The 20,527-nt window shown below is 73.1% G+C and carries 19 protein-coding genes and 2 pseudogenes; 11 read left to right on the forward strand and 10 right to left on the reverse strand.

Translation table 11 applies throughout. The annotated features are described in order from the left end of the window. The first annotated feature begins 80 nt into the window (after window positions 1-80). Window positions 81-986: a PPK2 family polyphosphate kinase gene (locus QFZ82_RS10315; RefSeq protein ID WP_373429265.1), complete on the forward strand. Its 906-nt coding sequence runs from the start codon at window positions 81-83 to the stop codon at window positions 984-986. Between the two features lie 22 nt (window positions 987-1,008). On the opposite strand, the gene QFZ82_RS10320 is transcribed toward QFZ82_RS10315, so the two are convergent. After that, the gene (locus QFZ82_RS10320; protein WP_177151791.1) at window positions 1,009-1,422 is read right to left on the reverse strand and encodes an organic hydroperoxide resistance protein; all 414 of its coding nucleotides are present in this window, start codon (window positions 1,420-1,422) and stop codon (window positions 1,009-1,011) included. A 124-nt stretch (window positions 1,423-1,546) separates the two neighbouring features. On the opposite strand from QFZ82_RS10320, the gene QFZ82_RS10325 reads away from it, so the two are divergent. Next, window positions 1,547-2,074, forward strand: a complete 528-nt coding sequence (locus QFZ82_RS10325) for a MarR family winged helix-turn-helix transcriptional regulator (protein WP_307712877.1) — start codon at window positions 1,547-1,549, stop codon at window positions 2,072-2,074. A gap of 63 nt (window positions 2,075-2,137) precedes the next feature. Here the strand turns inward: QFZ82_RS10325 and QFZ82_RS10330 are convergent, their stop codons facing one another. Then, complete coding sequence (locus QFZ82_RS10330; protein ID WP_307712878.1) at window positions 2,138-3,418, reverse strand: S1 family peptidase; 1,281 nt, start codon at window positions 3,416-3,418, stop codon at window positions 2,138-2,140. Window positions 3,419-3,559: 141 nt separating this feature from the next. Then, window positions 3,560-4,072, reverse strand: a complete 513-nt coding sequence (locus QFZ82_RS10335) for a cupin domain-containing protein (RefSeq protein WP_307712879.1) — start codon at window positions 4,070-4,072, stop codon at window positions 3,560-3,562. A 194-nt stretch (window positions 4,073-4,266) separates the two neighbouring features. Between QFZ82_RS10335 and QFZ82_RS10340 the strand changes: the two genes are divergently transcribed. Beyond that, a complete protein-coding gene (locus QFZ82_RS10340) occupies window positions 4,267-5,154 on the forward strand; it encodes a polysaccharide deacetylase family protein (RefSeq protein WP_307712880.1) in 888 nt (295 codons plus the stop codon). A gap of 18 nt (window positions 5,155-5,172) precedes the next feature. On the opposite strand, the gene QFZ82_RS10345 is transcribed toward QFZ82_RS10340, so the two are convergent. The 4 genes and pseudogenes from QFZ82_RS10345 to QFZ82_RS10360 form a co-directional block, all read right to left on the reverse strand. Then, window positions 5,173-5,376 (reverse strand): hypothetical protein, encoded by a 204-nt coding sequence (locus QFZ82_RS10345; protein ID WP_307712881.1) that lies wholly within the window; start codon window positions 5,374-5,376, stop codon window positions 5,173-5,175. A gap of 46 nt (window positions 5,377-5,422) precedes the next feature. Beyond that, window positions 5,423-6,128, reverse strand: a pseudogene (locus QFZ82_RS10350) (ABC transporter). Then, window positions 6,125-6,794 (reverse strand): annotated as a pseudogene (locus tag QFZ82_RS10355) (ABC transporter ATP-binding protein). The pseudogenes QFZ82_RS10350 and QFZ82_RS10355 overlap by 4 nt, the downstream one beginning before the upstream one ends. A 44-nt stretch (window positions 6,795-6,838) precedes the next feature. Continuing rightward, window positions 6,839-7,516, reverse strand: a complete 678-nt coding sequence (locus QFZ82_RS10360; RefSeq protein WP_307712883.1) for an AIM24 family protein — start codon at window positions 7,514-7,516, stop codon at window positions 6,839-6,841. An 80-nt stretch (window positions 7,517-7,596) separates the two neighbouring features. Between QFZ82_RS10360 and QFZ82_RS10365 the strand changes: the two genes are divergently transcribed. The 6 genes from QFZ82_RS10365 to QFZ82_RS10390 all read left to right on the forward strand — a co-directional run bounded on the left by QFZ82_RS10365 (window position 7,597) and on the right by QFZ82_RS10390 (window position 14,374). Then, complete coding sequence (locus QFZ82_RS10365; protein WP_307712884.1) at window positions 7,597-8,331, forward strand: peptidyl-tRNA hydrolase; 735 nt, start codon at window positions 7,597-7,599, stop codon at window positions 8,329-8,331. A 151-nt stretch (window positions 8,332-8,482) separates the two neighbouring features. Beyond that, window positions 8,483-9,256 carry a DUF4142 domain-containing protein gene (locus QFZ82_RS10370; RefSeq protein ID WP_307712885.1) on the forward strand — a complete coding sequence of 258 codons (774 nt, stop codon included), beginning with the start codon at window positions 8,483-8,485 and terminating at the stop codon, window positions 9,254-9,256. A 130-nt stretch (window positions 9,257-9,386) separates the two neighbouring features. Then, window positions 9,387-10,718 (forward strand): DUF692 domain-containing protein, encoded by a 1,332-nt coding sequence (locus tag QFZ82_RS10375; protein WP_307712886.1) that lies wholly within the window; start codon window positions 9,387-9,389, stop codon window positions 10,716-10,718. A gap of 5 nt (window positions 10,719-10,723) precedes the next feature. Next, window positions 10,724-11,737 carry a TIGR04222 domain-containing membrane protein gene (locus QFZ82_RS10380; RefSeq protein ID WP_307712887.1) on the forward strand — a complete coding sequence of 338 codons (1,014 nt, stop codon included), beginning with the start codon at window positions 10,724-10,726 and terminating at the stop codon, window positions 11,735-11,737. 74 nt (window positions 11,738-11,811) lie between these two features. Further along, the gene (locus QFZ82_RS10385; protein WP_307712888.1) at window positions 11,812-12,636 is read left to right on the forward strand and encodes a TIGR04222 domain-containing membrane protein; all 825 of its coding nucleotides are present in this window, start codon (window positions 11,812-11,814) and stop codon (window positions 12,634-12,636) included. Between the two features lie 118 nt (window positions 12,637-12,754). Next, window positions 12,755-14,374 carry an alpha/beta hydrolase gene (locus QFZ82_RS10390; protein WP_307712889.1) on the forward strand — a complete coding sequence of 540 codons (1,620 nt, stop codon included), beginning with the start codon at window positions 12,755-12,757 and terminating at the stop codon, window positions 14,372-14,374. Between the two features lie 281 nt (window positions 14,375-14,655). Here the strand turns inward: QFZ82_RS10390 and hemQ are convergent, their stop codons facing one another. Both hemQ and hemG read right to left on the reverse strand, forming a co-directional pair. Further along, entirely contained in the window at window positions 14,656-15,369 is a 714-nt protein-coding gene (gene hemQ, locus QFZ82_RS10395) for a hydrogen peroxide-dependent heme synthase (RefSeq protein ID WP_177151804.1), read from the reverse strand. A 4-nt stretch (window positions 15,370-15,373) separates the two neighbouring features. Beyond that, complete coding sequence (gene hemG, locus QFZ82_RS10400) at window positions 15,374-16,801, reverse strand: protoporphyrinogen oxidase (protein ID WP_307712890.1); 1,428 nt, start codon at window positions 16,799-16,801, stop codon at window positions 15,374-15,376. 141 nt (window positions 16,802-16,942) lie between these two features. On the opposite strand from hemG, the gene QFZ82_RS10405 reads away from it, so the two are divergent. Together QFZ82_RS10405 and QFZ82_RS10410 are read left to right on the forward strand one after the other, a co-directional pair. Continuing rightward, window positions 16,943-17,869 (forward strand): DUF4349 domain-containing protein, encoded by a 927-nt coding sequence (locus QFZ82_RS10405; protein ID WP_307712891.1) that lies wholly within the window; start codon window positions 16,943-16,945, stop codon window positions 17,867-17,869. A gap of 28 nt (window positions 17,870-17,897) precedes the next feature. Further along, window positions 17,898-19,280 carry an FAD-dependent oxidoreductase gene (locus QFZ82_RS10410; protein ID WP_307712892.1) on the forward strand — a complete coding sequence of 461 codons (1,383 nt, stop codon included), beginning with the start codon at window positions 17,898-17,900 and terminating at the stop codon, window positions 19,278-19,280. Window positions 19,281-19,353: 73 nt separating this feature from the next. Here QFZ82_RS10410 and hemE read toward each other — a convergent pair whose 3' ends face one another. Further along, window positions 19,354-20,436, reverse strand: a complete 1,083-nt coding sequence (gene hemE / locus QFZ82_RS10415; protein ID WP_307717685.1) for a uroporphyrinogen decarboxylase — start codon at window positions 20,434-20,436, stop codon at window positions 19,354-19,356. Between the last annotated feature and the right edge of the window lie 91 nt (window positions 20,437-20,527).

Raw genomic sequence — 20,527 nt, forward strand, 5'->3', positions numbered from 1 at the left:
TGCATGCGGCGCCGCGCTCGCGGCGGCGGGCGTCGCGTCGCACGATCGTGGGAGACGCACGGACGCGGAAGGGGCACGCGGTGGCCAAGGACGACGCGAAGAAGCAGCGCGGGCGGACCGCCGGGACCGACGAGCCGCAACAACCCGTCGCGCTGAGCGAGCTGCTGCGGATCCCGCCGGGCGACCGTGTCGACCTGTCCCGCCACGACCCGTCCGCCACCCCGGGCGGCCCGCCCGACAAGGCGGCCGGCATGGCGGCGACCGCCCTGATGGGCCCGCGCCTCGCCGATCTCCAGGAACGGCTGTACGCGGCGGCCACGGCGGGCGACCGCCGCCGCCTGCTGCTGGTGCTCCAGGGCATGGACACCAGCGGCAAGGGCGGCACGCTCAACCATGTCGTGGGGCTGTTCAACCCGGTGGGCTGCCGTATCAAGGCCTTCAAGGCGCCCACGCCGGAGGAGCGCGGCCAGCCCTTCCTGTGGCGTATCAACCGGGCGCTGCCGCACCCCGGCGAGATCGGCATCTTCGACCGCTCGCACTACGAGGACGTGCTGATCGCCCGCGTGCGCGAGCTCGTCCCCCGCGAGCGGCTCACCCGCCGCTACGGGCAGATCAACCGCTTCGAGAACGAGCTCGCCGAGGACGGCGTCACTCTGGTCAAGGTCTTCCTGCACATCGGCTTCGACGAGCAGCGCCGCCGCCTGCTGAACCGGATCGACAACCCCGCCAAGCACTGGAAGTTCAACCCGGGCGACCTGGAGGAACGGGCCCTGTGGCCCGCCTACCAGGAGGCGTACGAGATCGCCCTGGAACGGTGCTCGACGCAGGCGGCGCCCTGGTTCGTCGTGCCGGCCGACCACAAGTGGTACCGCAACTGGGCGGTCAGCAGGCTCCTGCTGGAACACCTCGAAGCCATGGACCCGCGGTTCCCGCCGGGCGGCTTCGACGCGGCGAAGTGCCGCGAGTGGCTGCTGGCCGGGACCTGACCACGCCCTTGCGGACCGGTGGTCACTCGATGACGAGCTCGACCGGCAGGTTGCCGCGGGTCGCCTTGGAGTACGGGCAGTACGCGTGCGTCTTCTCCAGCAGCTCGCGGCCCGCCTCGCCCTGGAGGTGGTCGGGGAGCTCGACACGCATGATCACGGAGAGGCCGAAGCCGCCGTCGGTGTCCTTGCCGATGGAGACCTCGGCGGTCACCGAGGCGTCCTTGACGTCGATCTTCTCCTGGCGGCCGATGGCGCCCATCGCGCTGGCGAAGCAGGCGGCGTAGCCCGCGGCGAACAGCTGCTCGGGGTTGGTGCCCTGCCCGTTGCCGCCGAGGGCCGCGGGGAACGCGAGCGGCAGGTCGATCTGGCCGTCCGAACTGACGGCGCGGCCTTCGCGGCCGTTGGCGGTGGCGACAGCGGTGTAGAGCGCGTCCATGAGTCCATCCCTCTTCGTCCGGTGATGCGGTGGCGGTCCGCCGTGGAGCGGGCCGCCCCACTAATAAAGCACACGATTAAGTTGTGCACAACTCAATCGTCCGCGGCTTGCTACTCTGGGACGCATGAACGGACGCGACGGACGCACGGAGAACACCACACTGTGCGATGTGGCGGACGAGGACTTCCTGCGCCTCGACCACCAGATCTGCTTCTCGCTGCACGCCGCGGCGCGCGCGTTCAACGGCATCTACCGCTCGGCCCTGAAGGACCTGGGCCTCACCTACCCCCAGTACCTGGTGATGCTGGTCCTCTGGGAACACGGGGAACTGCCCGTCAAGCAGATCGGCGAGCATCTGCGCCTCGACTCGGGCACGCTGTCCCCGCTGCTCAAGCGCCTGGAGGCGACGGGGTACGTGGAGCGCCGGCGCGGTGTGGCGGACGAGCGTTCCGTGACGGCACGGCCCACCGCCGAGGGCGAGGCACTGCGCGACCGGGCACTGGGCGTGCCGCGCAGGATCGCGGAGGCCACGGGCCTGTCGCTCGACCGGGTGCGGGCGCTGCGCGCGGAGCTGGACGCGCTGACCGCGACGCTGGACACGGCGGTCGGCGGCGCCGGCGACTGCGCCGCGGGCGGGCCGGAGACGGACTGAGGGCGGCGGAGCTCCGGGGGCCGGAAGGCCGCCGGAGCTCCGCCGCCCCTGTGCCGGGTGCGGTCAGCCCTGCCTGCGGGCGAACCCGTCGTCGGCGCCGTCCTGCGCGTCGCCGGCGCCGTTGCCCGCGCCCGCGTCGTTCGCGCCTCCGGCGTCCTGCGCGCCGCCGCCGTCACCGGCACCCGCGCCCGGGCCACCGGCACCCGCGCCGTCACCGCCCCCGGCGCCGCCCGCGTCCGCGCCGATCTGCGCGCCGACCGCGGCAAGCGCCGTCGTCACCGGCTGGAAGAACGTCTCGCCGCCCGACGTGCAGTCGCCACTGCCGCCCGATGTCAGGCCGATCGCGAGTCCTTCGCGGGTGAACATCGCTCCGCCGCTGTCGCCCGGCTCCGCGCAGACGTCGGTCTGGATCAGCCCGGTGACCGTGCCCTCGGGGTAGTTCACGGTCGCGTTCAGGCCCGTGACCTGGCCGTCGTCGAGGCCGGTGGTGCTTCCCATGCGGAACACCTGCTGACCCACCGCCGCGTCGCCCACGCCCACGATGTCCAGCGTCTGGCCGTTCCCGAGGTCGACCGTGCTCGGCGCCTGCGTCGCCGGGTCGTCGTACGTGACCAGCGCGAAGTCGCCGTCGCCGGGGAACGTCGCGGCCTGGACCGTGCCGATGGGAGCGCCGTTGGCCTCCTCGGACCACTGCTCGGCGGCCACACCGCAGTGTCCCGCCGTGAGGAAGCCCGGCGCACCGTCCTGCGTGGTCACGTTGAAGCCGAGGGAACAGCGCGCGCCGCCGCCGAAGACGGCGTCGCCGCCTTCCAGGAAGGTCCTGAACTCGCCCGCCGACTTCTTGATACGGGCCGTGCCGGAGCCCAGCGACCCGACGGCCGACTCCAGCTTGTCCCAGCGTGCGCCGAGAACGGTGCGGTCGGCGGTGACCAGGATCTGGTTGGTCCTCGGGTCGACGGCCCATGCCGTGCCGGGGATGGTGGCCTTCGCGGCGAGTGTGCTCGCCGCGGCTTTCAGCTCGCCCATGCTGTTCTCGACGCTTCTGGCCACGGCGCCGGTCTCGTTGACCTGGCCCATCGCGTCGTCGTCACCGACGACATTGACGACGAGCTGCTTCTTTCCCGCGTCGTAGTAGGCGCCCGCGTACGCGTCGCCCAGTTCGGGGCCCAGCCGCGACAGCAGGTCCTGGGCGGAAGCGGCGCTCATCGCCCTGGGGGCCGCGTCGGCGCCGGAATCCGACTGCGACGCGTTGGCGTGCGGCAGCAGAACGGCCGCCGCGGCGATGCCCACCGCCCCGGCTCCTGCAAGCACGGCCTTTCGCTTGGGTATTCGCCTGTGACTCAACTCGCTGCCTCCTGCGGGGGGGTACGGAATCCGGTTGCCGAAGGGAACCGGGGGACGCGTCCGACCCTTGATACGGAGGAGGCGGGCGTTGTGCTCATCGACGGCCGTCGTGAAGGACCCGTTCCACGGGTCGACGAGGCGTCAGACTCCTTCCGCAGAAGGCAGTTCGGTGCCGCAGCGGCTGCAGTACCGTGCGCCGATGTCCTCGGCGGGACGGTCGCAGCCGGGGCAGATCCGGTGGAGCAGGCAGGCGGACTCGCCGCCCTCCGCTGCCCGGCGAAGAGTGCCGGCCTCCGCCGGCCTGATGGAGAGACCGGGCCGCCGCCGGTGCGCCGTCACGTACACGAGCCCGTCCGGCCCGGCGGCGAGGGCGCGCTCGGTGCCGTGGGGCAGCCAGGCCACGCAGCCGGGCCCGAGCCGCTGGGCCTTGTCGCCGACGGTGAGTTCGCCGCTCCCGGCGAGCACACACAGCAGGACGTCCAGGTCGGGCTCGACATGGCGCGCGACGCTGTCGCCGGGCGGGACCCGGATGACGTTGGCGTCCAGCTGGCGGGCGGCCGGATCCAGCCGCCACACGGCGCCGCCCCGGCCCTCCGGCACGGCGAGCAGGTCCTGCATGGTGGCGAGCACACCGGCCGTGGGGGGCGGGGTCATGCCATTCCTCCTGAACGCGAGATCCGCGCGGCGGACCGTGGAACGAGCCGGAGGCATCATTGCACGGTGCAACGGACAGAGCCGAACGCTCTGCCGCGAAAGCAACACTGACGCAGGAGTCTTCCTGACGGCCCATCGGGCCGATGATCATATATTTTCCGCCAGTGACCACTTCTGCACGACGATATGCGGCCATGGCCGCCTTGGGTGCCGTACTTGTCGGATGCGGCACCGACCCCGACACCTCCTCCGGCGCCGATCCCCACGCCGCCGTGCTCGGGGCGTCTGCCTCCCCCACCGCTTCCGGCCCGGACGCCGCGTCGCCCCAGCCGGGCAACCCCCGCGAACCGGACGCGCGGCAGCGGCCGAAGGCGCCGACCCTCGCCCCCGGGCCGCACGGGCTGACGCCCGTCTTCCGGCGTGCGGCGGCCCCGGCCGCCACGGCCCCCAAGACCGTCGCGCTCACCTTCGACGCGGACATGACCGCCGATCAGGGCCCGCGCGCCGCACGGGGCGAGCGCTTCGACAACCCGGGGCTCATCGCGGCGCTGCGCGCGCTGAAGGTTCCCGCCACCGTCTTCATGACCGGCCGCTGGGCCGAGGAGTACCCCGCGCAGGCGAGGTCCATCGGCACGGACCCGCTCTTCGAGACCGCCAACCACTCCTACAGCCACCACGCCTTCACGCCCGACTGCTACGGGCTCCCGGCCGTCGCCGCGAAGGACATGCGCGCGGACGTGGAACGCGCCTTCACGGCGTTCGAGAAGGCCGGGGTGCGCAACGCGGTGCCGTACTTCCGCTTCCCCGGCGGCTGCTACGACGACGGCGCGCTGCGCGCGATCGCGCCCGCCGAGGTCACCGCGGTGCAGTGGGACGTCGTCAGCGGCGACGCCTTCGCGACCGACGCGGACGCCGTCGCCGCGCAGGTCCTCGCCGGCGTGCGGCCGGGATCGCTCGTGGTCATGCACTGCACGCGCAGCGCGGCGCCGGTCACCGAGGAGGCGGTGCGCCGGATCGTCCCGGAGCTGCGCCGCCGCGGGTACCGCTTCGTGAAGGTCTCGGAGCTGATGCGCCCCTCGTAGCGCGTCCGCCGCCCCGGGTCAGCCGGAGCAGGCCGACTTCTCGGCCTCTCGCCACTCGCAGACGGGGCACAGCGGAGCGCCCTTGACGGACGCGGGATACTCGGTCGGCTCGCGGCACAGCACGCACTCGGCGAACTCCTCGCCGGGTGCCGCGTCCGCGGCCGGCCCGGCGGCGGTTCCGTGGTCGGTCGGGGTCTCGCAGTACGGCTCGTGCTCGTCCATACGTACGACTGTAGTCCGCGGCCGGGGGCGACGCGGGTCCCTGCTTCTAGGCCGCGGGTCCCCCGTCAGCACCCCGCCGGGAGCACAGCAGGCAGGTGATCGCGGCCGCAGCGGCCGCGAGCAGCGCCGCGGCCGGCAGGGCGGGCACCGGCAGGTGGACCGTCCCCGTCCGCGAGCCGGTGACGAGGACGCTCACCGCGTGCTGGGCGGGTGAGCCGGTGGTCACCAGGGCCGGCAGCGCCGCCGTCGCGGTGGCCGGCAGCGACCAGCCGCGCGCGTGCAGCACGGGCCGGGTGCAGCACGGGCCGGGTGCACAGCGCGCCCACCGCAGCGCCGACCAGGACGCTCACCGCGCACGCGAGCAGCCCGGCGGCCACGGCGGGCAGCAGGGGGACCACGGCCCTGTGGTCGGCGCTTCTCGCGTCGCTGATCAGCGCGACGACCCCGGTCGCCACGGCGCCGATCGCCCCCGCCCAGGCCACGGCGGCGAGCAGGGCCGACAGGTGTGCCCGCGGCGGACCCGCGGCGGCGGCCGTGACGGCGCGCGCGGCGGGCGGCTCCTGGGTGGCGCAGACGCGCACCAGCCAAGCGGTGACCGGCAGGAGCGCGGCGGCCGTCCAGCCGAGCGCGTCGGGCACCGGCCTGCCGCCCTGCACGCCGACGGTCAGGGTGATGCCGTAGAGCAGCACGGGCGGCAGCCAGCGCTGGGAGCGCAGCAGGAGAGCGGCCTGATAGCCGAAGAGGGCGGTCATGGTGTGCCGTGACCCGTGGTCGTGTGTGTGCGGGGGTCTCCCGTGGCGGCGGCCGGCTTCGGAGCGGGCGCGTTCGGTGGGTCGAGCCGGCGGATGTGCCACGGCGGCCGGGACGTCAGCAGCGCCCGGAGCAGTGCGTCCGAGTGCGCGGCGGCGACGGAGAACACCGTGGCGCCGTCCTGGCCCGGGGCGCTGTCGGGCGCGCCGGGCAGGCCCCGGGCGCCGCCGCGCCCGGTGTGCCCCACCGCCACGATCCGGGTGCGAGGCCCCGGCGGCCCGTCGGCGGACCGCGGTACGACCGGCGCCAGTCGGCCCTCCCGTACGGCGTGCACGGCATCGACCGCGCCCGCCGGCCGGCGCGGATCGTGGTCGACGAACACGACCGCCGCCCCCGCCACGACAATCCCCCAGGGCTTCGCCTGGGGGCGCCCCCAGGCGACCGCCCGGTCGAGTTCCTGTCGGGCCGCCGTGTCCAGTCCGGTCCACGCCTCGTCGAGCACCAGCAGCTCCGGCCCGGCGAGGAGCGCCTGGGCGACGGCGACCTTCTGGGGTCGGTGCGTCGATACCGGCGAGCAGCCTGAGCAGTGTCGATTTGCCGCTGCCGTTGGCGCCTTCGACACGGACCAGGGTGCGCGGGGCGAGGTCGAGGTCGACGCCGCGCAGCACCCACGGACCTGCGAGGCCGTAACGGCGGCCGACTCCTTGCAGCCTCAGCTCTGCGCCGCCTTCTGCGGAGTGGCCTCGCTGGGCCTGACGATCACGAACCCCTCGCCCTCCAGCTTCAACTGGACCGCCTCGCCCGAACCTCCGCGGATCATCGATCCGATGGACTGCGAGCGGTGCAGCGAGGTGCTCAGGTGGGCGCTCCAGCCGACGACCGCGTCCGTGTCCACGAACACCGGCTGCTGGTGGGTGACGGGGATCACGATCGGGCTGCCCTCGCAGATGACCGCGAGCTTCCCGTAGCCGGTGAAGACACTGTTGAAGATGCCGCCGCCCGTCATGCCGGCGCCCTTCACCGTCTTTATCTCGTAGGACAGGGTCGCGTCGAAGCACAGCACGTTGCGGCCGTTGATGGTCAGCGCGTCGCCCTGCTCGATGTCCACGATGAAGCAGTTCGCCGCCTCGTGCGCGAACCACGCCTCGCCCTGGCCGCGCACCGCCATCAACGGCAGGCCCTCGCCCGTGACGGCTCGCTTGAGCATGCCGCCGATGCCCTGGCCCTTGCGCTCGAACTGGAGATTGCCGCGGAAGGCGATCATCGAGCCCTGGCGCGCGTGCATCTCCCCGTTGACCGCGTACTTGACCGACTTGGCGTTCTGCAACGTCATCCCCGGCACCGTCGCCGGCTGCGCCATGTTGTCGCCGTTGAAAAGATCGCTCTTCATGACAGGCATCGTCGCCCGGAGCCACTGGTTCCGCCAACTGCCCCAAAGTATCCCGGCGTGGCGGCTGGCACACTGATCGGGTGAGCAGCGAGAACACCGGCACCGAGCCCGCCCGGCCCGCGGACAGTCCCTTCCGGCACGAGAACCGCCTGCGCGATGCGGCACCGCAGTTCGTCCTGCCGCTGGTCGTACGGATCGAGAAGGCCGAACCGCCCACCCGCACCGACGCGCTGGAGACAGCGGCGCGTGCCGTCCTGGAGATCCTCGGCGACGAGCGGTCCGTGGGCGAGGGCGAATGGGCCCGGGCGATGCGGGACTGGCAGGACGCGCGCATCCGCAAGGTGGTGCGCCGGGCGCGCGGCGCGGAGTGGCGCCGGGCGTGCACGCTGCCGGGCATCACCGTGACCGGCGAGCGGGCGGAGGTACGGGTCTTCCCTCCCGTCCCGCTCGACGGCTGGCCGAAGGAACTCGCCAAGCTGCAGGTGTCCGGCACCGATCTCGACGATCCCGCGCCGCCCGCCGACCCCGACCTCGACGGTCCGGTGCTGTGGCTGAGCCCGGACCTGGACATGTCGGCCGGCAAGGCGATGGCCCAGGCCGGCCACGGTGCCCAACTCGCCTGGTGGGAGCTCTCCGAGACGGACCGCAAGGCGTGGCGGACGGCCGGCCACCGCCTGTCGGTGCGCACCGCCGATCCGGCACACTGGCGGGCGCTCACCGACAGCGGACTGCCGGTGGTGCGCGACGCGGGGTTCACGGAGATCGCTCCGGGCTCGTGCACGGTGATCGCCGATCATCCGGCGCTGCGCGGCTGAACATCCCGGCCCCCGGATGCGTATCCCCCAGTACCGCCAAGTAGGTCGACCGGCTAGGTTCGACCGGCGGAACGGCCGGAGGACTGACCGGCCAGTCAGTAGTGGGGCGGTTTCGGCTGCCGTTTCACGCATCGGCTCTGGAGGCACATTGTTGCGGCGCATCAACGGGACAGCACTCATCATCGCGGCTCTCGTCGTCACGGTCGGCGCGCTGGCGTTTCCCGTCTGGTCCTACGCCGACCGCTCCGGTACGGGACAGGCGAACCTCAACGCCTCGACCGTCGCGACACAGTGGGGCCCGCTCTCGGCGGCTGACCGGGACCTGCTGGTGAAGGTGCGGCTGGCGGGCCTGTGGGAGCTGCCCGCGGGCCAGCAGGCCATCGAGCGGGCGCCGAGCCAGGCGATCAAGGACGCGGGCGACCACCTCATCGTGGGCCACACCGACCTGGACCGGCGGGCGCGGGACGTGGCGGCGAAGCTCGGCGTCGAACTGCCCAACCAGCCCACGGAGCAGCAGCAGGGCTGGCTTCGGGAACTGTCCGCGGCGAGCGGGCAGGAGTACGAGCGCAAGTTCGCCAACCTGCTGCGCAACGCGCACGGCAAGGTCTTCTCAGCGATCGCGCAGGTCCGGCACACGACCCGCAACGCGCTGATACGCCAGCTCGCCAGCGACGCCAACCAGACGGTGCTCGACCACATCACCATGCTGGAGGCGACCGGGATGGTCGACTTCGACGCGATCGCGAACGAGGCGGCGGGCAACGCGACGGCGAGCCCCAGCGGTCCGCCCCCGCCGGACGGGAACCTGCCGCCCGCGCCCGCGCCCGCGCAGCCGACCGGCGAGGTGTCCGTCACGTCACAGCCGTCGCCCGGGGCGCCGGGCACGGTGAACACGAACCGTCCCGAGGTGCCGCCGGCCGGATGAGGCATCTCCGGCGGAACCTCAGATGAAGCTCTGAACGTCCCCCTCTTCGGATTCACCCGTGCCTGACGGGGCCATGACCTCTGCACATCACATGTCAGGCAGAGGCTTGTCGGGCAGAGGAGGGGGACTCATGGAACTCGGCATCGGAATCGGCTGGCGGCCGGAGATCGCGGAGACGGTGGAGCGCCTGCCCGGCGTCGACTGGGTCGAGGTCGTCGCGGAGAACGTCTGCCCAGGGCACCTGCCGTCCTCGCTGACCCGTCTGCGGGAGCGCGGCACGCGCATCGTCCCGCACGGCGTCTCGCTCGGCCTCGGGGGCGCCGACCGGCCGTCGGCGCGCCGCCTCGCCGACCTGGCGGAGCGGGCCGAGGCCCTGGACGCGCCGCTGGTGACTGAGCACATCGCGTTCGTACGGGCCGGGGGCCCGCTCACCGCGTCGCCGGTACTGGAGGCGGGCCACCTGCTGCCGGTGCCGCGCACGTGGGACGCGCTGTCCGTGCTGTGCGAGAACGTGCGCATCGCGCAGGACTCGCTGCCGGTGCCGCTCGCGCTGGAGAACATCGCGGCGCTGATCGCGTGGCCGGACGAGGAGCTCACGGAGGGCCAGTTCCTGGCGGAGCTGGTCGAGCGGACGGGCGTCCGGCTCCTGATCGACGTCGCGAACCTGCACACGAACCGTGTGAACCGGGGCGAGGACCCCTCGGCGGCGCTGGACGCGCTTCCGGTGGAGGCGATCGCGTACGTGCACGTGGCGGGCGGCGTCGAGCGGGACGGCGTGTGGCACGACACCCACGCGCACTCAGTGACGCAGCCGGTCCTGGACGTGCTCGCGGACCTCCGCGCGAGGGTGTGCCCGCCGGGGGTGCTGCTGGAACGCGACGACGACTTCCCTCCGCCGAAGGCCCTGTCGTCCGAGCTGTCCAGGATCCGCGAGACGCTCCGCATGACGCCCGGGCCCGCCGCGCCCGAGCGGGCCGAGCCCGACGGCGGCGGCGCGCGGGACGGTGACGCGCGCGAAGGCGACACCGTCCCGCCGCACAACCGCGGCGCCGCGCGGGAGCGGGTGGCGATCGGGCAGGCCGCCTTGGCGTCCGCCCTGGTCGCGGGGACGCCCGCGCCCGAGGGGTTCGACCCGCGCCGGCTGCGCGTGCAGAGCAGGGCGCTCCTGGCCAAGCGGGCCGACGTCGTCGGCAAGGTCGCGCCCGAACTGCCCGGGATCCTCGGCGACGCCTACCGCCCCGCGTTCCTCTCGTACGCCAGGAACCGCCCCATGCACGCCGGTTACCGGCGCGACGCGCTCGACTTCGTCGAGCACCTCCTCGCCACCGGCCGCCCCGAGGACGCCGCCGTCCGGCGACGGCTCACCCTCTGGTGGCAGGAGCGCGCCGCGCCCGAGCCCCCGCGGCGGGCCGTACGATTCGCCCGCGCCGCGCGCAACGCTCTCGCCGGAATCGGAAGGTGAGCCCCATGCCCCTCCTCGCCCTCGCCCTCTACCTCGCCGTCGGACTCTCCTCCGCGCTGCTGATCGTCAAGGTCTCTGCCGCCCTCCGCAGCGCCTCGCACGGCGACGCACGCATCCACCACCCCTACGAGGCCGCTTTCCTCGCGGGCGGCCCGGCCCGCGTCGCCGACGCGGCGCTTGCCGCGCTGCACACGGACGGCCGAATCGTCGTCGGCGGCCTCGGCGTGGTCACGACGGTGCGCCAGGTCGTGCACGACCCTGTGGAGCGCGAGGTGTTCCGGGCACTGACCACCGCTCCCAGCGGGGCGCTCCACGTCGTGCGGCAGGACGTCATGCGCAGCCCCGCCGTGCAGGAGATCGGCCACGTCCTCGCCGCCCGCGGGCTCATGACGCCTCCCCGGCAGCACAGCGGCCTCTCCGCCTGGGGACTGACCCAGGGCATCCTCTGCGTCATCTGTCTGCCCCTCGCGGTTCTCGCGACCGCCGTGCAGTTCATGGACTCCGGCCACAAGCCGGTCGGCCTGCCGTTCGTCCTGACCGCGCTGCCCGCCCTGATCCCGGGCGTGGTGATCGGCTTCAGCCAGGCCAACCGTGCGGGCCGTCGTGTCGCCCCGGAGGGCCGCCGCGCCCTGCGCTCCTACAGTGCCGCGCACGCCCACGCCGCCCCGGGAGTCGTCGCGTTCGTCGCACTCCGCGGGGTGGGGGCGCTCCCCGACCCGCATCTGCGGGCCCAGTTGACCGGCGCCGCCCGGCTCGGCCGCGGCTCGCGCTCCACGGTGTCGCACACCGCGTACGCCGGGCACGATTCCGCAGCCTGCTCGGAGCCCGTATGGTGCGCGAGTTCGGACTCCGGCTCGGGCTGCGGGGCCGGCAGCGGCGGTTCGGGCGGTTCGGGCTGCGGGGCCGGCAGCGGCGGTTCGGGCTGCGGCGGCTCGTCCGGCTCCAGCTGCGGAGGTTCCTCCGGTTCCAGCTGCGGAAGCTCCTCCGGTTCCAGCTGCGGATCGTCCAGCAGCTCCTGACAGGTGCGTCACCGGCGCGTCCATATGGCGAACAGCCTGTGGCGCGACGCCCACTCCTCGCGTAGAACTCGCCCATGCTCTGGCTCATCCTCGTCCTCCTGGCCTGGGCCGTCGCGGCCGTCAGCTGTCTGCGGCTGTGCCTGGCCGCGGCCGACGCGCCCCACCACCTGGACGAGGGAGCCGAGGAGGCCCGCGGCGAGGCCGGCGCCGATGTGTGCGGCGCGTACGAGCTCACGCTCCCCGAGGCCGCGTTCCTGGCCGGCGGTCCGCAGCGGGTCACCGAGCTGACGCTCGTGTCGATGCACCGCGGGCGCCGGCTGCTGCTGGCGCACACGGGCTGGGCGACGGTCGTGGATCCCGACGGCGAGAACGACCTGGAGCGTTCGGTCATCGGCGCGATAGGTCCTTCGGGTCAGGCCCGCACGGCGGCGGTACGGACGGCCGTGTCCGCCGCCGATGCCGTACGCGTTCTCGCCGACCGGCTCGTCCGCGCCGGGCTCGCCGTCCCCGACACGGCCAGGAATCCCGTGGTCTCCGCGATCCGTGCCGTCCGCGCGGCGAGCGTCCTGACCGTGGTGCTGGCTGCCGGGGCCGTGCTGACGCTCTCTCAGGGACAACAGCCGGGTCCGGTCGTGGCGTGGTTCGCGCCGCCGCTCGTCATGACGCTGGGCTGTCTGGCTATAGCGCGTTTCGAGGTGCACGACTACCTCGGCTGGGCCTCCCCCGCCGGCAACCGGCTGCTCGACTCCCTCACCGACCGGGCCGCCGAACACGCCGCGTCCGGCGCAGGTGAACGTGCTCAGCTCACCATGGTCGCCGTTCACGGGATCTGCGCACTCGACGATCCGCAACTGCGGGCCGCGTTCACGAACGGCCGGACAGCCGACCGGATCCGCTGATTCCGGCCATCGGGGCCGACACGCGACACACATCGGTGCTTTACAACGTCAACCGCCCCACAAAGGATCCTTTCGTCCCGCGGCCGTCGGGCCGCCGCACGTGCACGAAGGGAACGCGATGAGAACAGTTGCGAAGTTCGGAGCCGTGGCGGGCCTCGGTTCCTTGGTCCTCACGACACTCACCGCCCCTCCGGCCGGCGCCGTCCATCCGACCGGCGGTGCCTCTCCCGCGTACGCCGAGGCCCGCGGAACCGCGGTGGCCGCCGAGCGCGCCGCGGCCGCCGGCATCGTCTTCGGCGCCTGCCCGAAGGAGGAGGACCTGGCCGAGCCGGTCACCTGCGGCACGGTCGAGGTGCCGCTGGACTACGCGAATCCGTCGGGCCGTCAGATCACGCTGACCGTCAGCCGGGTACGGGCGAGCGGCCCGCCGGCCGAGCGGCAGGGCGCGCTCGTCTACAACCCCGGGGGCCCCGGCGCGTCCAGCATGTCCTTCCCCATGGCGGCCGAGCTGCCCGAGTGGAAGAACATCGCGCGGGCGTACGACATCGTGGGTTACGCGCCCCGGGGCGTCGACCGCTCCGCCCCGTTGTCCTGCCAGGACCCGGCGGACTTCGTACGGGCGCCTACGCAGGCGCCGACGCATCCCTCCCTCGCGTACAAGCTGGAGCGCATCGCGCAGGCGAAGGCGTACGCGCGGGGCTGCGCGCGCAAGGCCGGTGCGGCGCTGCGCCATTACACGTCGCTCAACAACGCGCGCGACCTCGAGGTGCTGCGCGCGGCGCTCGGCGAGAAGAAGCTGACGTTCATGGGCGCGTCGTACGGCACGTACTTCGGCGCGCTGTACGCCACCCTGTTCCCGCGCCAGGTGCGCCGCATGGTGTTCGACTCGGCGGTCAACCCCGACCCGAGCAGGATCTGGTACCGCAACAACCTCGGTCAGTCGCTGGCGTTCGAGAGCCGCTGGGCCGACTTCCGTGCCTGGGTGGCCAAGCACGACGCCACGTACAAGCTGGGCGCCACTGCGCAGGAGGTCGCCCGCAGTCACGAACGGGTGCGCGCCGCGCTGGCGGCGAAGCCCGCGGGAGGCAAGGTCGGCCCGGGGCAGCTCCACGCGGCGCTGCTGAGCGTGGCCTATCACGACGGCTACTGGCCGCTGCGCGCGAAGGCGCTGTCGGCGTACCTGAAGGGCGACCCGAAGCCGCTGATCGCCCAGGCCGCCCCGCAGCAGGGCACCGAGAAGGCGGCGGAGAACGCCAACGCCGTCTACACGGCGGTGGAGTGCAACGACGCCCCGTGGCCCGAGGACTGGCAGACCTGGGACCGCGACAACACGCGGCTCGCACGGATCGCGCCGTTCGAGACGTGGGACAACGCGTGGATGAACCTGCCGTGCGCGTTCTGGCAGGCGCCCCGGCAGCAGCCGGTGGATGTGGGCACGGCGCGGGGCGCGCTGCCCACGACGCTGATCCTGGCGGCGGAGCGGGACGCGGCGACGCCCTACGAAGGGGCGCTGGAGCTGCAGCGGCGGCTGCGCGGCTCGGTGCTGATCACGGAGGAGGACGCGGGCACGCACGGCATCGGCGGCGGGAACAACGCGTGCGTCAACGCGTACCTGGAGGACTACCTGCTGCACGGGAAGACGCCGGTGCGGCGCGCATCGTGCGCGCCGCACCCGGAGCCGGACCCGGTGTCGCTGGACCGGCACGCGGAGCAGCGGAAGCTGCCGCACGCCGTCTGATCTTCCGGGTCAGAGGGTGACCGAGTCGTGGCTGACCAGGGCAGGGGTCGCTGACGGTCCCTGCCGGTGGTCGGTTTCCACGGGCCCGGCCGAGGTGACCGAGTCGTGGCTGACCAGGGCAGGGGCCGTTGACGGTCCCTGCCGGTGGTCGGTTTCCACGGGCCCGGCCGAGGTGACCGGGTCGTGGCCCGGCCGAGGCGACCGGGCCCGTGAGCCCGGTCGTGGACGGCTGGGTTTCCGCGTAGAACGCTGGGAAACCTCGCCGTCGGGATTCTGCGGGACTACGCGAGCCCCGCCACCAGATCCGCCACGCTCTTGCGGCGGCCCGTGTAGAACGGGACCTCCTCGCGCACGTGCATACGGGCCTCGGACGCGCGCAGGTGGCGCATCAGGTCGACGATCCGGTACAGCTCGTCCGCCTCGAAGGCCAGGATCCACTCGTAGTCGCCGAGCGAGAACGACGCCACCGTGTTGGCGCGCACGTCCGGGTAGCCACGGGCCATCTTGCCGTGATCGGCGAGCATCCGGCGGCGGTCCTCGTCGGGGAGCAGGTACCAGTCGTAGGAGCGCACGAAGGGGTACACCGAGACGTAGTTGCGGGGCGTCTCGTCGGCCAGGAAGGCCGGGATGTGCGACTTGTTGAACTCGGCGGGGCGGTGCAGCGCCATGTTCGACCAGACCGGCTCGAGTGCGCGGCCGAGACGGGTGCGCCGGAAGCGGTTGTACGCGTCCTGGAGCTCGTCCGCGGTCTCCGCGTGCCACCAGATCATCACGTCGGCGTCGGCGCGCAGCCCGGACACGTCGTAGGTCCCGCGCACGGTGACGTCCTTGGCGGCGAGCTGGTCGAACAGCTCCTGGACCTCGTCGGCGTAGCCGGAGCGGTCCTCGGGCAGCGCATCTCGAAGCCTGAAGACGGACCACAGCGTGTACCGGATGACCTCGTTGAGGTCCTTGGCCTTCTTGCCTGCGTTCGGGATCTTTTCGGGCGCACTCATACGGCTATTCTCCCGCGTCCCGATCAGTGCCCCGCGCCAGGGTCGGCGTGGCGAGAATCTCGTCCGCCGCGCGCTGTCCGCTGCCGATGCAGGCGGGGATGCCGACACCGTCGTAGACCGCTCCGCAGACCCGCAGGCCGGGCAGCTCGGCGATGGCGTCGCGGATGCGGGCGACACGGGCGAGATGCCCGACGGGGTACTGGGGCAGACCGCCGGTCCAGCGGGTGACCTCGGACGCCACGGGCGCGGCCGTGAGGCCGATCGCCTCGGCGAGGTCGGTCAGGGACACGCCGACCAGCTCCGAGTCCTCGCGTTCCAGTGCCTGCTCCTCCCCGTAACGGCCGACGGAGGTGCGCAGGACGAACAGGTCGCCCGCCCCCTCGGCCACCCAGCTCCACTTGTTGGAGGAGAAGGTGGACGCCTTGATCGCCCGGCCGTCCACGGGCGGGACGAGGAAGCCGCTGCCGGGCGGCTGCGAGCCGAGGTCGGCGCGCCGGAAGGCGAGGGTGACCAGGGCCATGGAGGCGTATTCGACGCGGCCGAGTTCGGCCGCCGCGGCCGGGCACTCGGCGGCCAGCAGCACGGACGCGGACCAGGCAGGGGTGGCGAGGACGACGGCGTCGGCGGTCAGCGGCTCGCGGTCGGTGCGGATCCGCCAGCCGGAGCCGGTGCGGGTCAGCCCGAGAACGGCGGTGGAGGTGCGGATGTCGCCGCCGCCCTCGCGTACGGACGCGGCGACGGCGGCGGGCAGCGTTCCCATCCCGCCGTCGAGGCCCATGAAGACGGGCCCGGCGCCCTGCTGCGCGGCTCCCTTGGCCTGGACCTCGCGTACGCCGTCGAGCAGAGTGGCGTGGCGGCGCAGGGCGTCGAAGAGGCCGGGGACCGCGGCGCGCATCGAGATGCGGTAGGCGTCGCCCGCGTACACCCCGCCGAGCAGCGGTTCGACGAGCCGGTCGACGACCTCTCGGCCAATGCGCTCGGCCACGTACGCGCCGACGGCGACGTCGTCGCCGACCTCGACGGGCGGCAGGTCCTTCTCGCGCCCGATGCGGTCGATCCCCTCGGGCGAGATCAGGCCGGCCAGGGCCTCCTGGGTGCCGGGCACGCCCATGACGTGGCCCTTGGGCATGGGACGCAGGGCGCCGCGGGTCCAGACCGCGGAGGTCGCGACGGCGGGCGGCTGGAGCCGGTCACCGAGGCCGACCGCACGGGCCAGGTCGGTGCCCTCGCTGCGGCGCGCGAGCATCGATTCGGCGCCGAGGTCCACCGGGACGCCCGCGATCTCGCCGCCCTGGAGCTTGCCGCCGAGGCGGTCGGTGGCCTCGACGAGGGTGACGCGCACGCCGGCGGTGACCAGGCGGTGGGCGGCGGCCAGACCGGCGATGCCGCCCCCGATGACGACGACATGACGCGCCGCTGTGTCCACGTTCATGCGGCAACTCTCTCAAACGCCCGAACGCCCCCCGTAACGAGTCCTGACCGTGACCGGTTCGGAACCGGATACGGGCAACCCGTCACCAGGGGTGAGCCGTCGAACCGGCAACCGCTCACCATTCCAGCCCTGGGGGGTCTCATGGGTGCACGACGAACGCTCGCGGTCCTGTTGCTCACCGCGTCGCTCGGCCTCGTCGGCTGCGGCGCGGGCGATTCCGCGTCCGGCGACGCCAAGTCGGCCGCACACGACGGCGGCAGGGGGGCCGCCGGATCCGGCTTCTCGGCGGACGAGTCCGCCGAGAAGCCCGCCGAGGGGGCGGACCGGGACGGGACGGCGAAGCCCTCGGCACCGCCCGCGGCGCACGTCATCCGCACCGCCGCACTCGACATGGAGGTGAAGGACGCGGTCAAGGCTCTCGCGAACGCGCGCGCGGTGGTGGAGCGGGCGGGCGGCCGGGTCGAGAACGAGACCTCCGAACGCGTCGACGACACCCACGTGACCTCGCATGTCGTCCTGCGCGTACCGCAGGAGCAGTACGGCCCGGTCCTCACGGAGCTCGCGGGTGCCGGAAAGCTGCTCTCCCGCAAGGCCGACGCGAAGGACGTCACCGACCAGGTGGTGGACGTTCAGAGCCGTATCGCGACCCAGCGGGCGAGTGTGGCGCGGGTCCGGGAGCTGATGGAGCGGGCGACGAAGCTGTCCGACGTGGTCACGCTGGAGGGACAGCTGAGCAGCCGTCAGGCGGAGCTGGAGTCCCTGCTGGCGCGGCAGGCTTCGCTGAAGGACCGCACGACGCTGGCGACGATCACTCTGACGCTGACCGAGGCGGAGACGCCGGACGCGAAGGAGGACGACGACCCCGGTTTCCTGGACGCCCTCGGCGGCGGCTGGGACGCGCTGGTGGCGACGCTTCGGTGGATCACGGTGGCGATCGGTGCGGTGGCGCCGTTCGCCGCGCTGCTGGGTCTGCTGTACGCGATGTGGCGGTGGCTGGTCCGGCCGCGGCTGCGGCCCCGTCCGGCGCCGGGTGCGGAGGTGACATCTCCTTCCGGGGCGCGGGACTGAACCGACCTTGCGCCGTAGCGTGTTCCTCATGACAACGGAGCGACTGGTGGTCGTGGGGGGCGATGCGGCGGGCATGTCCGCCGCATCGCAGGCACGCAGGATGAAGGGCCCGGACGAGCTGGAGATCGTGGCGTTCGAGCGCGGGCACTTCAGCTCGTTCTCGGCGTGCGGCATCCCGTACTGGGTGGGCGGGGACGTGCCCGAGCGGGACGAACTGATCGCCCGTTCGCCGCAGGAGCACCGCGCCCGCGGGATAGATCTGCGCATGCGCACCGAGGTGACGGAGATCGACACGGCGGGCGGCCGGGTGCGCGCCCGCGACCTGGAGACGGGCGAGGAGGCGTGGACGGGCTACGACAAGCTGGTCGTCGCCACCGGCGCCCGCCCGGTACGGCCCCCGCTGCCCGGCATCGACGCGGCCGGCGTGCACGGGGTGCAGACGCTCGACGACGGCCAGGCGCTCCTGGACACGCTGACGCGTACGGAGGGCCGGCGCGCCGTGGTCGTGGGCGCCGGATACATCGGCGTGGAGATGGCGGAGGCGCTGCTCAAGCGCGGCTACGAGGTGACCGTGGTGACGCGCGGCCGGCAGCCGATGGCCACGCTGGACCCCGACATGGGCGCCTTGGTGCACCGGGCGATGGACGGGCTGGGCATCACCACGGTGACCGGTTCGGCCGTCACCAAGATCCTCGCGGGTGAGGACGGCCGGGTCCGGGCGGTGGCGACCGACGACGCCGAGTACCCGGCGGACGTGGTGGTCCTGGGTATAGGAGTCGAGCCGGAGACGGCCCTGGCCCGTGCCGCGGGCCTGCCCCTCGGCCGGTACGGCGGCCTGCTCACGGACCTGTCCATGCGGGTGCGCGGTCACGAGAACATCTGGGCGGGCGGGGACTGCGTCGAGGTGCTGGACCTGGTCTCGGGCCGCGAACGCCATGTCGCGCTGGGCACCCACGCGAACAAGCACGGCCAGATCATCGGCGCGAACGCGGGCGGCGGCTACGGCACGTTCCCCGGCGTGGTGGGCACCGCGGTGAGCAAGGTCTGCGAGCTGGAGATCGCCCGCACGGGTCTGCGGGAGAAGGACGCGCGGGAGGTGGGCCTGCAGTACGTGACGTCGACGATCGAGTCGACGAGCCGCGCGGGCTACTACCCGGACGCGGCGCCGATGACGGTCAAGATGCTCGCCGAACGCCGCACGGGCCGGCTGCTGGGGGTGCAGATCGTGGGCCGCGAGGGCGCGGCGAAGCGCGTGGACATCGCGGCGGTGGCGCTGACCGCGGGGATGACGGTGGAGCAGATGACGGCGCTGGACCTGGGGTACGCGCCGCCGTTCTCGCCCGTGTGGGACCCGGTCCTGGTGGCCGCGCGCAAGGCGACGGCGGCGGTGCGGGCGGAAGGTCGGACGTAAGGCGACGGGGACGCGCTGCCGGTGCTCGCCGCGGGGCAGCCTGCCCCGCGGCGAGCGGTGTGTCCGGGCGTCCTCAGCGCGCGGTCGTCTCGTGGACGTCGGCCACCAGACGCGTCAGCGCGTCGGGGTCCGTCGTGGGCAGCACCCCGTGCCCAAGGTTGAACACGTGCCCCTCCAGACCCGCGGCGGCCTCCAGTACCTCGCGGGTCTTCGTGCGCACCGCCTCCGGGGACGAGAACAGCACGGCCGGGTCCAGATTGCCCTGGAGCGCCTTGCCCGGACCCACCCGGCGGGCGGCCTCGTCGAGCGGGACGCGCCAGTCGACGCCGACCACGTCAGCGCCCGCCTCACCCATCAGCCCCAGCAGCTCCCCGGTGCCCACACCGAAGTGGATGCGCGGGACACCGTACGACGCGACCGATGCGAAGACCTTCGCCGACGCCGGCATCACCGAGCGCCGGTAGTCCGCGGGGGCCAGCGCGCCCACCCAGGAGTCGAAGAGCTGGACGGCGGACGCCCCGGCCTCGATCTGGACCTTCAGGAAGGCGGAGGTGATGTCCGCGAGCCGGTCCAGCAGGTCGGCCCACAGCTGCGGGTCGCCGTACATCAGGGCCTTGGTGTGCTCGTGGTTGCGGGAGGGCCCGCCCTCCACCAGATAGCTGGCGAGGGTGAACGGCGCGCCCGCGAAGCCGATCAGCGGGGTCGCGCCGAGCTCCTCGGTGAGCATCCCGATCGCCTCGGTGACGTAGGCGACGTCGTCGGGCGTCAGATCGCGCAGCCGTTCCAGATCGGCGCGCGTGCGGATCGGCTCGGCGACGACCGGGCCGACGCCCGGCTTGATGTCGAGGTCGACACCGACGGCCTTCAGCGGCACCACGATGTCGCTGAAGAAGATCGCCGCGTCCACCTTGTGCCGTCGCACCGGCTGCAGCGTGATCTCGGTGACGAGCTCGGGCCGCATGCACGACTCGAGCATCGGGATGCCCTCGCGCACCTTCAGGTACTCGGGAAGCGAGCGCCCGGCCTGCCGCATGAACCAGACCGGCGTGTGCGGCACGGGTTCGCGCCTGCACGCCTTCAGGAAAGCGGAGTCGTACGTCTTCGTCGGCTGGCCCTGGGACGGGGTGTCCCCGGCTCGGGCGGAGCCTCGAGTCAGGGGAAGGTCGTTGGCGCTCACGCCCAGAATCTTCGCACGTGAGGAAGAAGTGGCCGCCCCGGGCAGGGTGTCCCTCCCTGCGCGACGGCCT

The sequence above is a fragment of the Streptomyces sp. V4I23 genome (genome assembly GCF_030817975.1).
Lineage (GTDB): Bacteria > Actinomycetota > Actinomycetes > Streptomycetales > Streptomycetaceae > Streptomyces.

Excerpts from the sequence above, each read along its gene's own strand:
- QFZ82_RS10380 (WP_307712887.1), top strand. The coding sequence starts at position 10,724 with ATGCCCCTCCTCGCCCTCGCCCTCTACCTCGCCGTCGGACTCTCCTCC.
- hemG (WP_307712890.1), bottom strand. The coding sequence starts at position 16,801 with ATGAACGTGGACACAGCGGCGCGTCATGTCGTCGTCATCGGGGGCGGC.
- QFZ82_RS10360 (WP_307712883.1), bottom strand. The coding sequence starts at position 7,516 with ATGAAGAGCGATCTTTTCAACGGCGACAACATGGCGCAGCCGGCGACG.
- QFZ82_RS10335 (WP_307712879.1), bottom strand. The coding sequence starts at position 4,072 with ATGACCCCGCCCCCCACGGCCGGTGTGCTCGCCACCATGCAGGACCTG.
- QFZ82_RS10405 (WP_307712891.1), top strand. The coding sequence starts at position 16,943 with ATGGGTGCACGACGAACGCTCGCGGTCCTGTTGCTCACCGCGTCGCTC.
- QFZ82_RS10325 (WP_307712877.1), top strand. The coding sequence starts at position 1,547 with ATGAACGGACGCGACGGACGCACGGAGAACACCACACTGTGCGATGTG.
- hemQ (WP_177151804.1), bottom strand. The coding sequence starts at position 15,369 with ATGAGTGCGCCCGAAAAGATCCCGAACGCAGGCAAGAAGGCCAAGGAC.
- QFZ82_RS10320 (WP_177151791.1), bottom strand. The coding sequence starts at position 1,422 with ATGGACGCGCTCTACACCGCTGTCGCCACCGCCAACGGCCGCGAAGGC.
- QFZ82_RS10410 (WP_307712892.1), top strand. The coding sequence starts at position 17,898 with ATGACAACGGAGCGACTGGTGGTCGTGGGGGGCGATGCGGCGGGCATG.
- QFZ82_RS10390 (WP_307712889.1), top strand. The coding sequence starts at position 12,755 with ATGAGAACAGTTGCGAAGTTCGGAGCCGTGGCGGGCCTCGGTTCCTTG.
- QFZ82_RS10385 (WP_307712888.1), top strand. The coding sequence starts at position 11,812 with ATGCTCTGGCTCATCCTCGTCCTCCTGGCCTGGGCCGTCGCGGCCGTC.
- QFZ82_RS10345 (WP_307712881.1), bottom strand. The coding sequence starts at position 5,376 with ATGGACGAGCACGAGCCGTACTGCGAGACCCCGACCGACCACGGAACC.
- QFZ82_RS10375 (WP_307712886.1), top strand. The coding sequence starts at position 9,387 with ATGGAACTCGGCATCGGAATCGGCTGGCGGCCGGAGATCGCGGAGACG.
- QFZ82_RS10340 (WP_307712880.1), top strand. The coding sequence starts at position 4,267 with ATGGCCGCCTTGGGTGCCGTACTTGTCGGATGCGGCACCGACCCCGAC.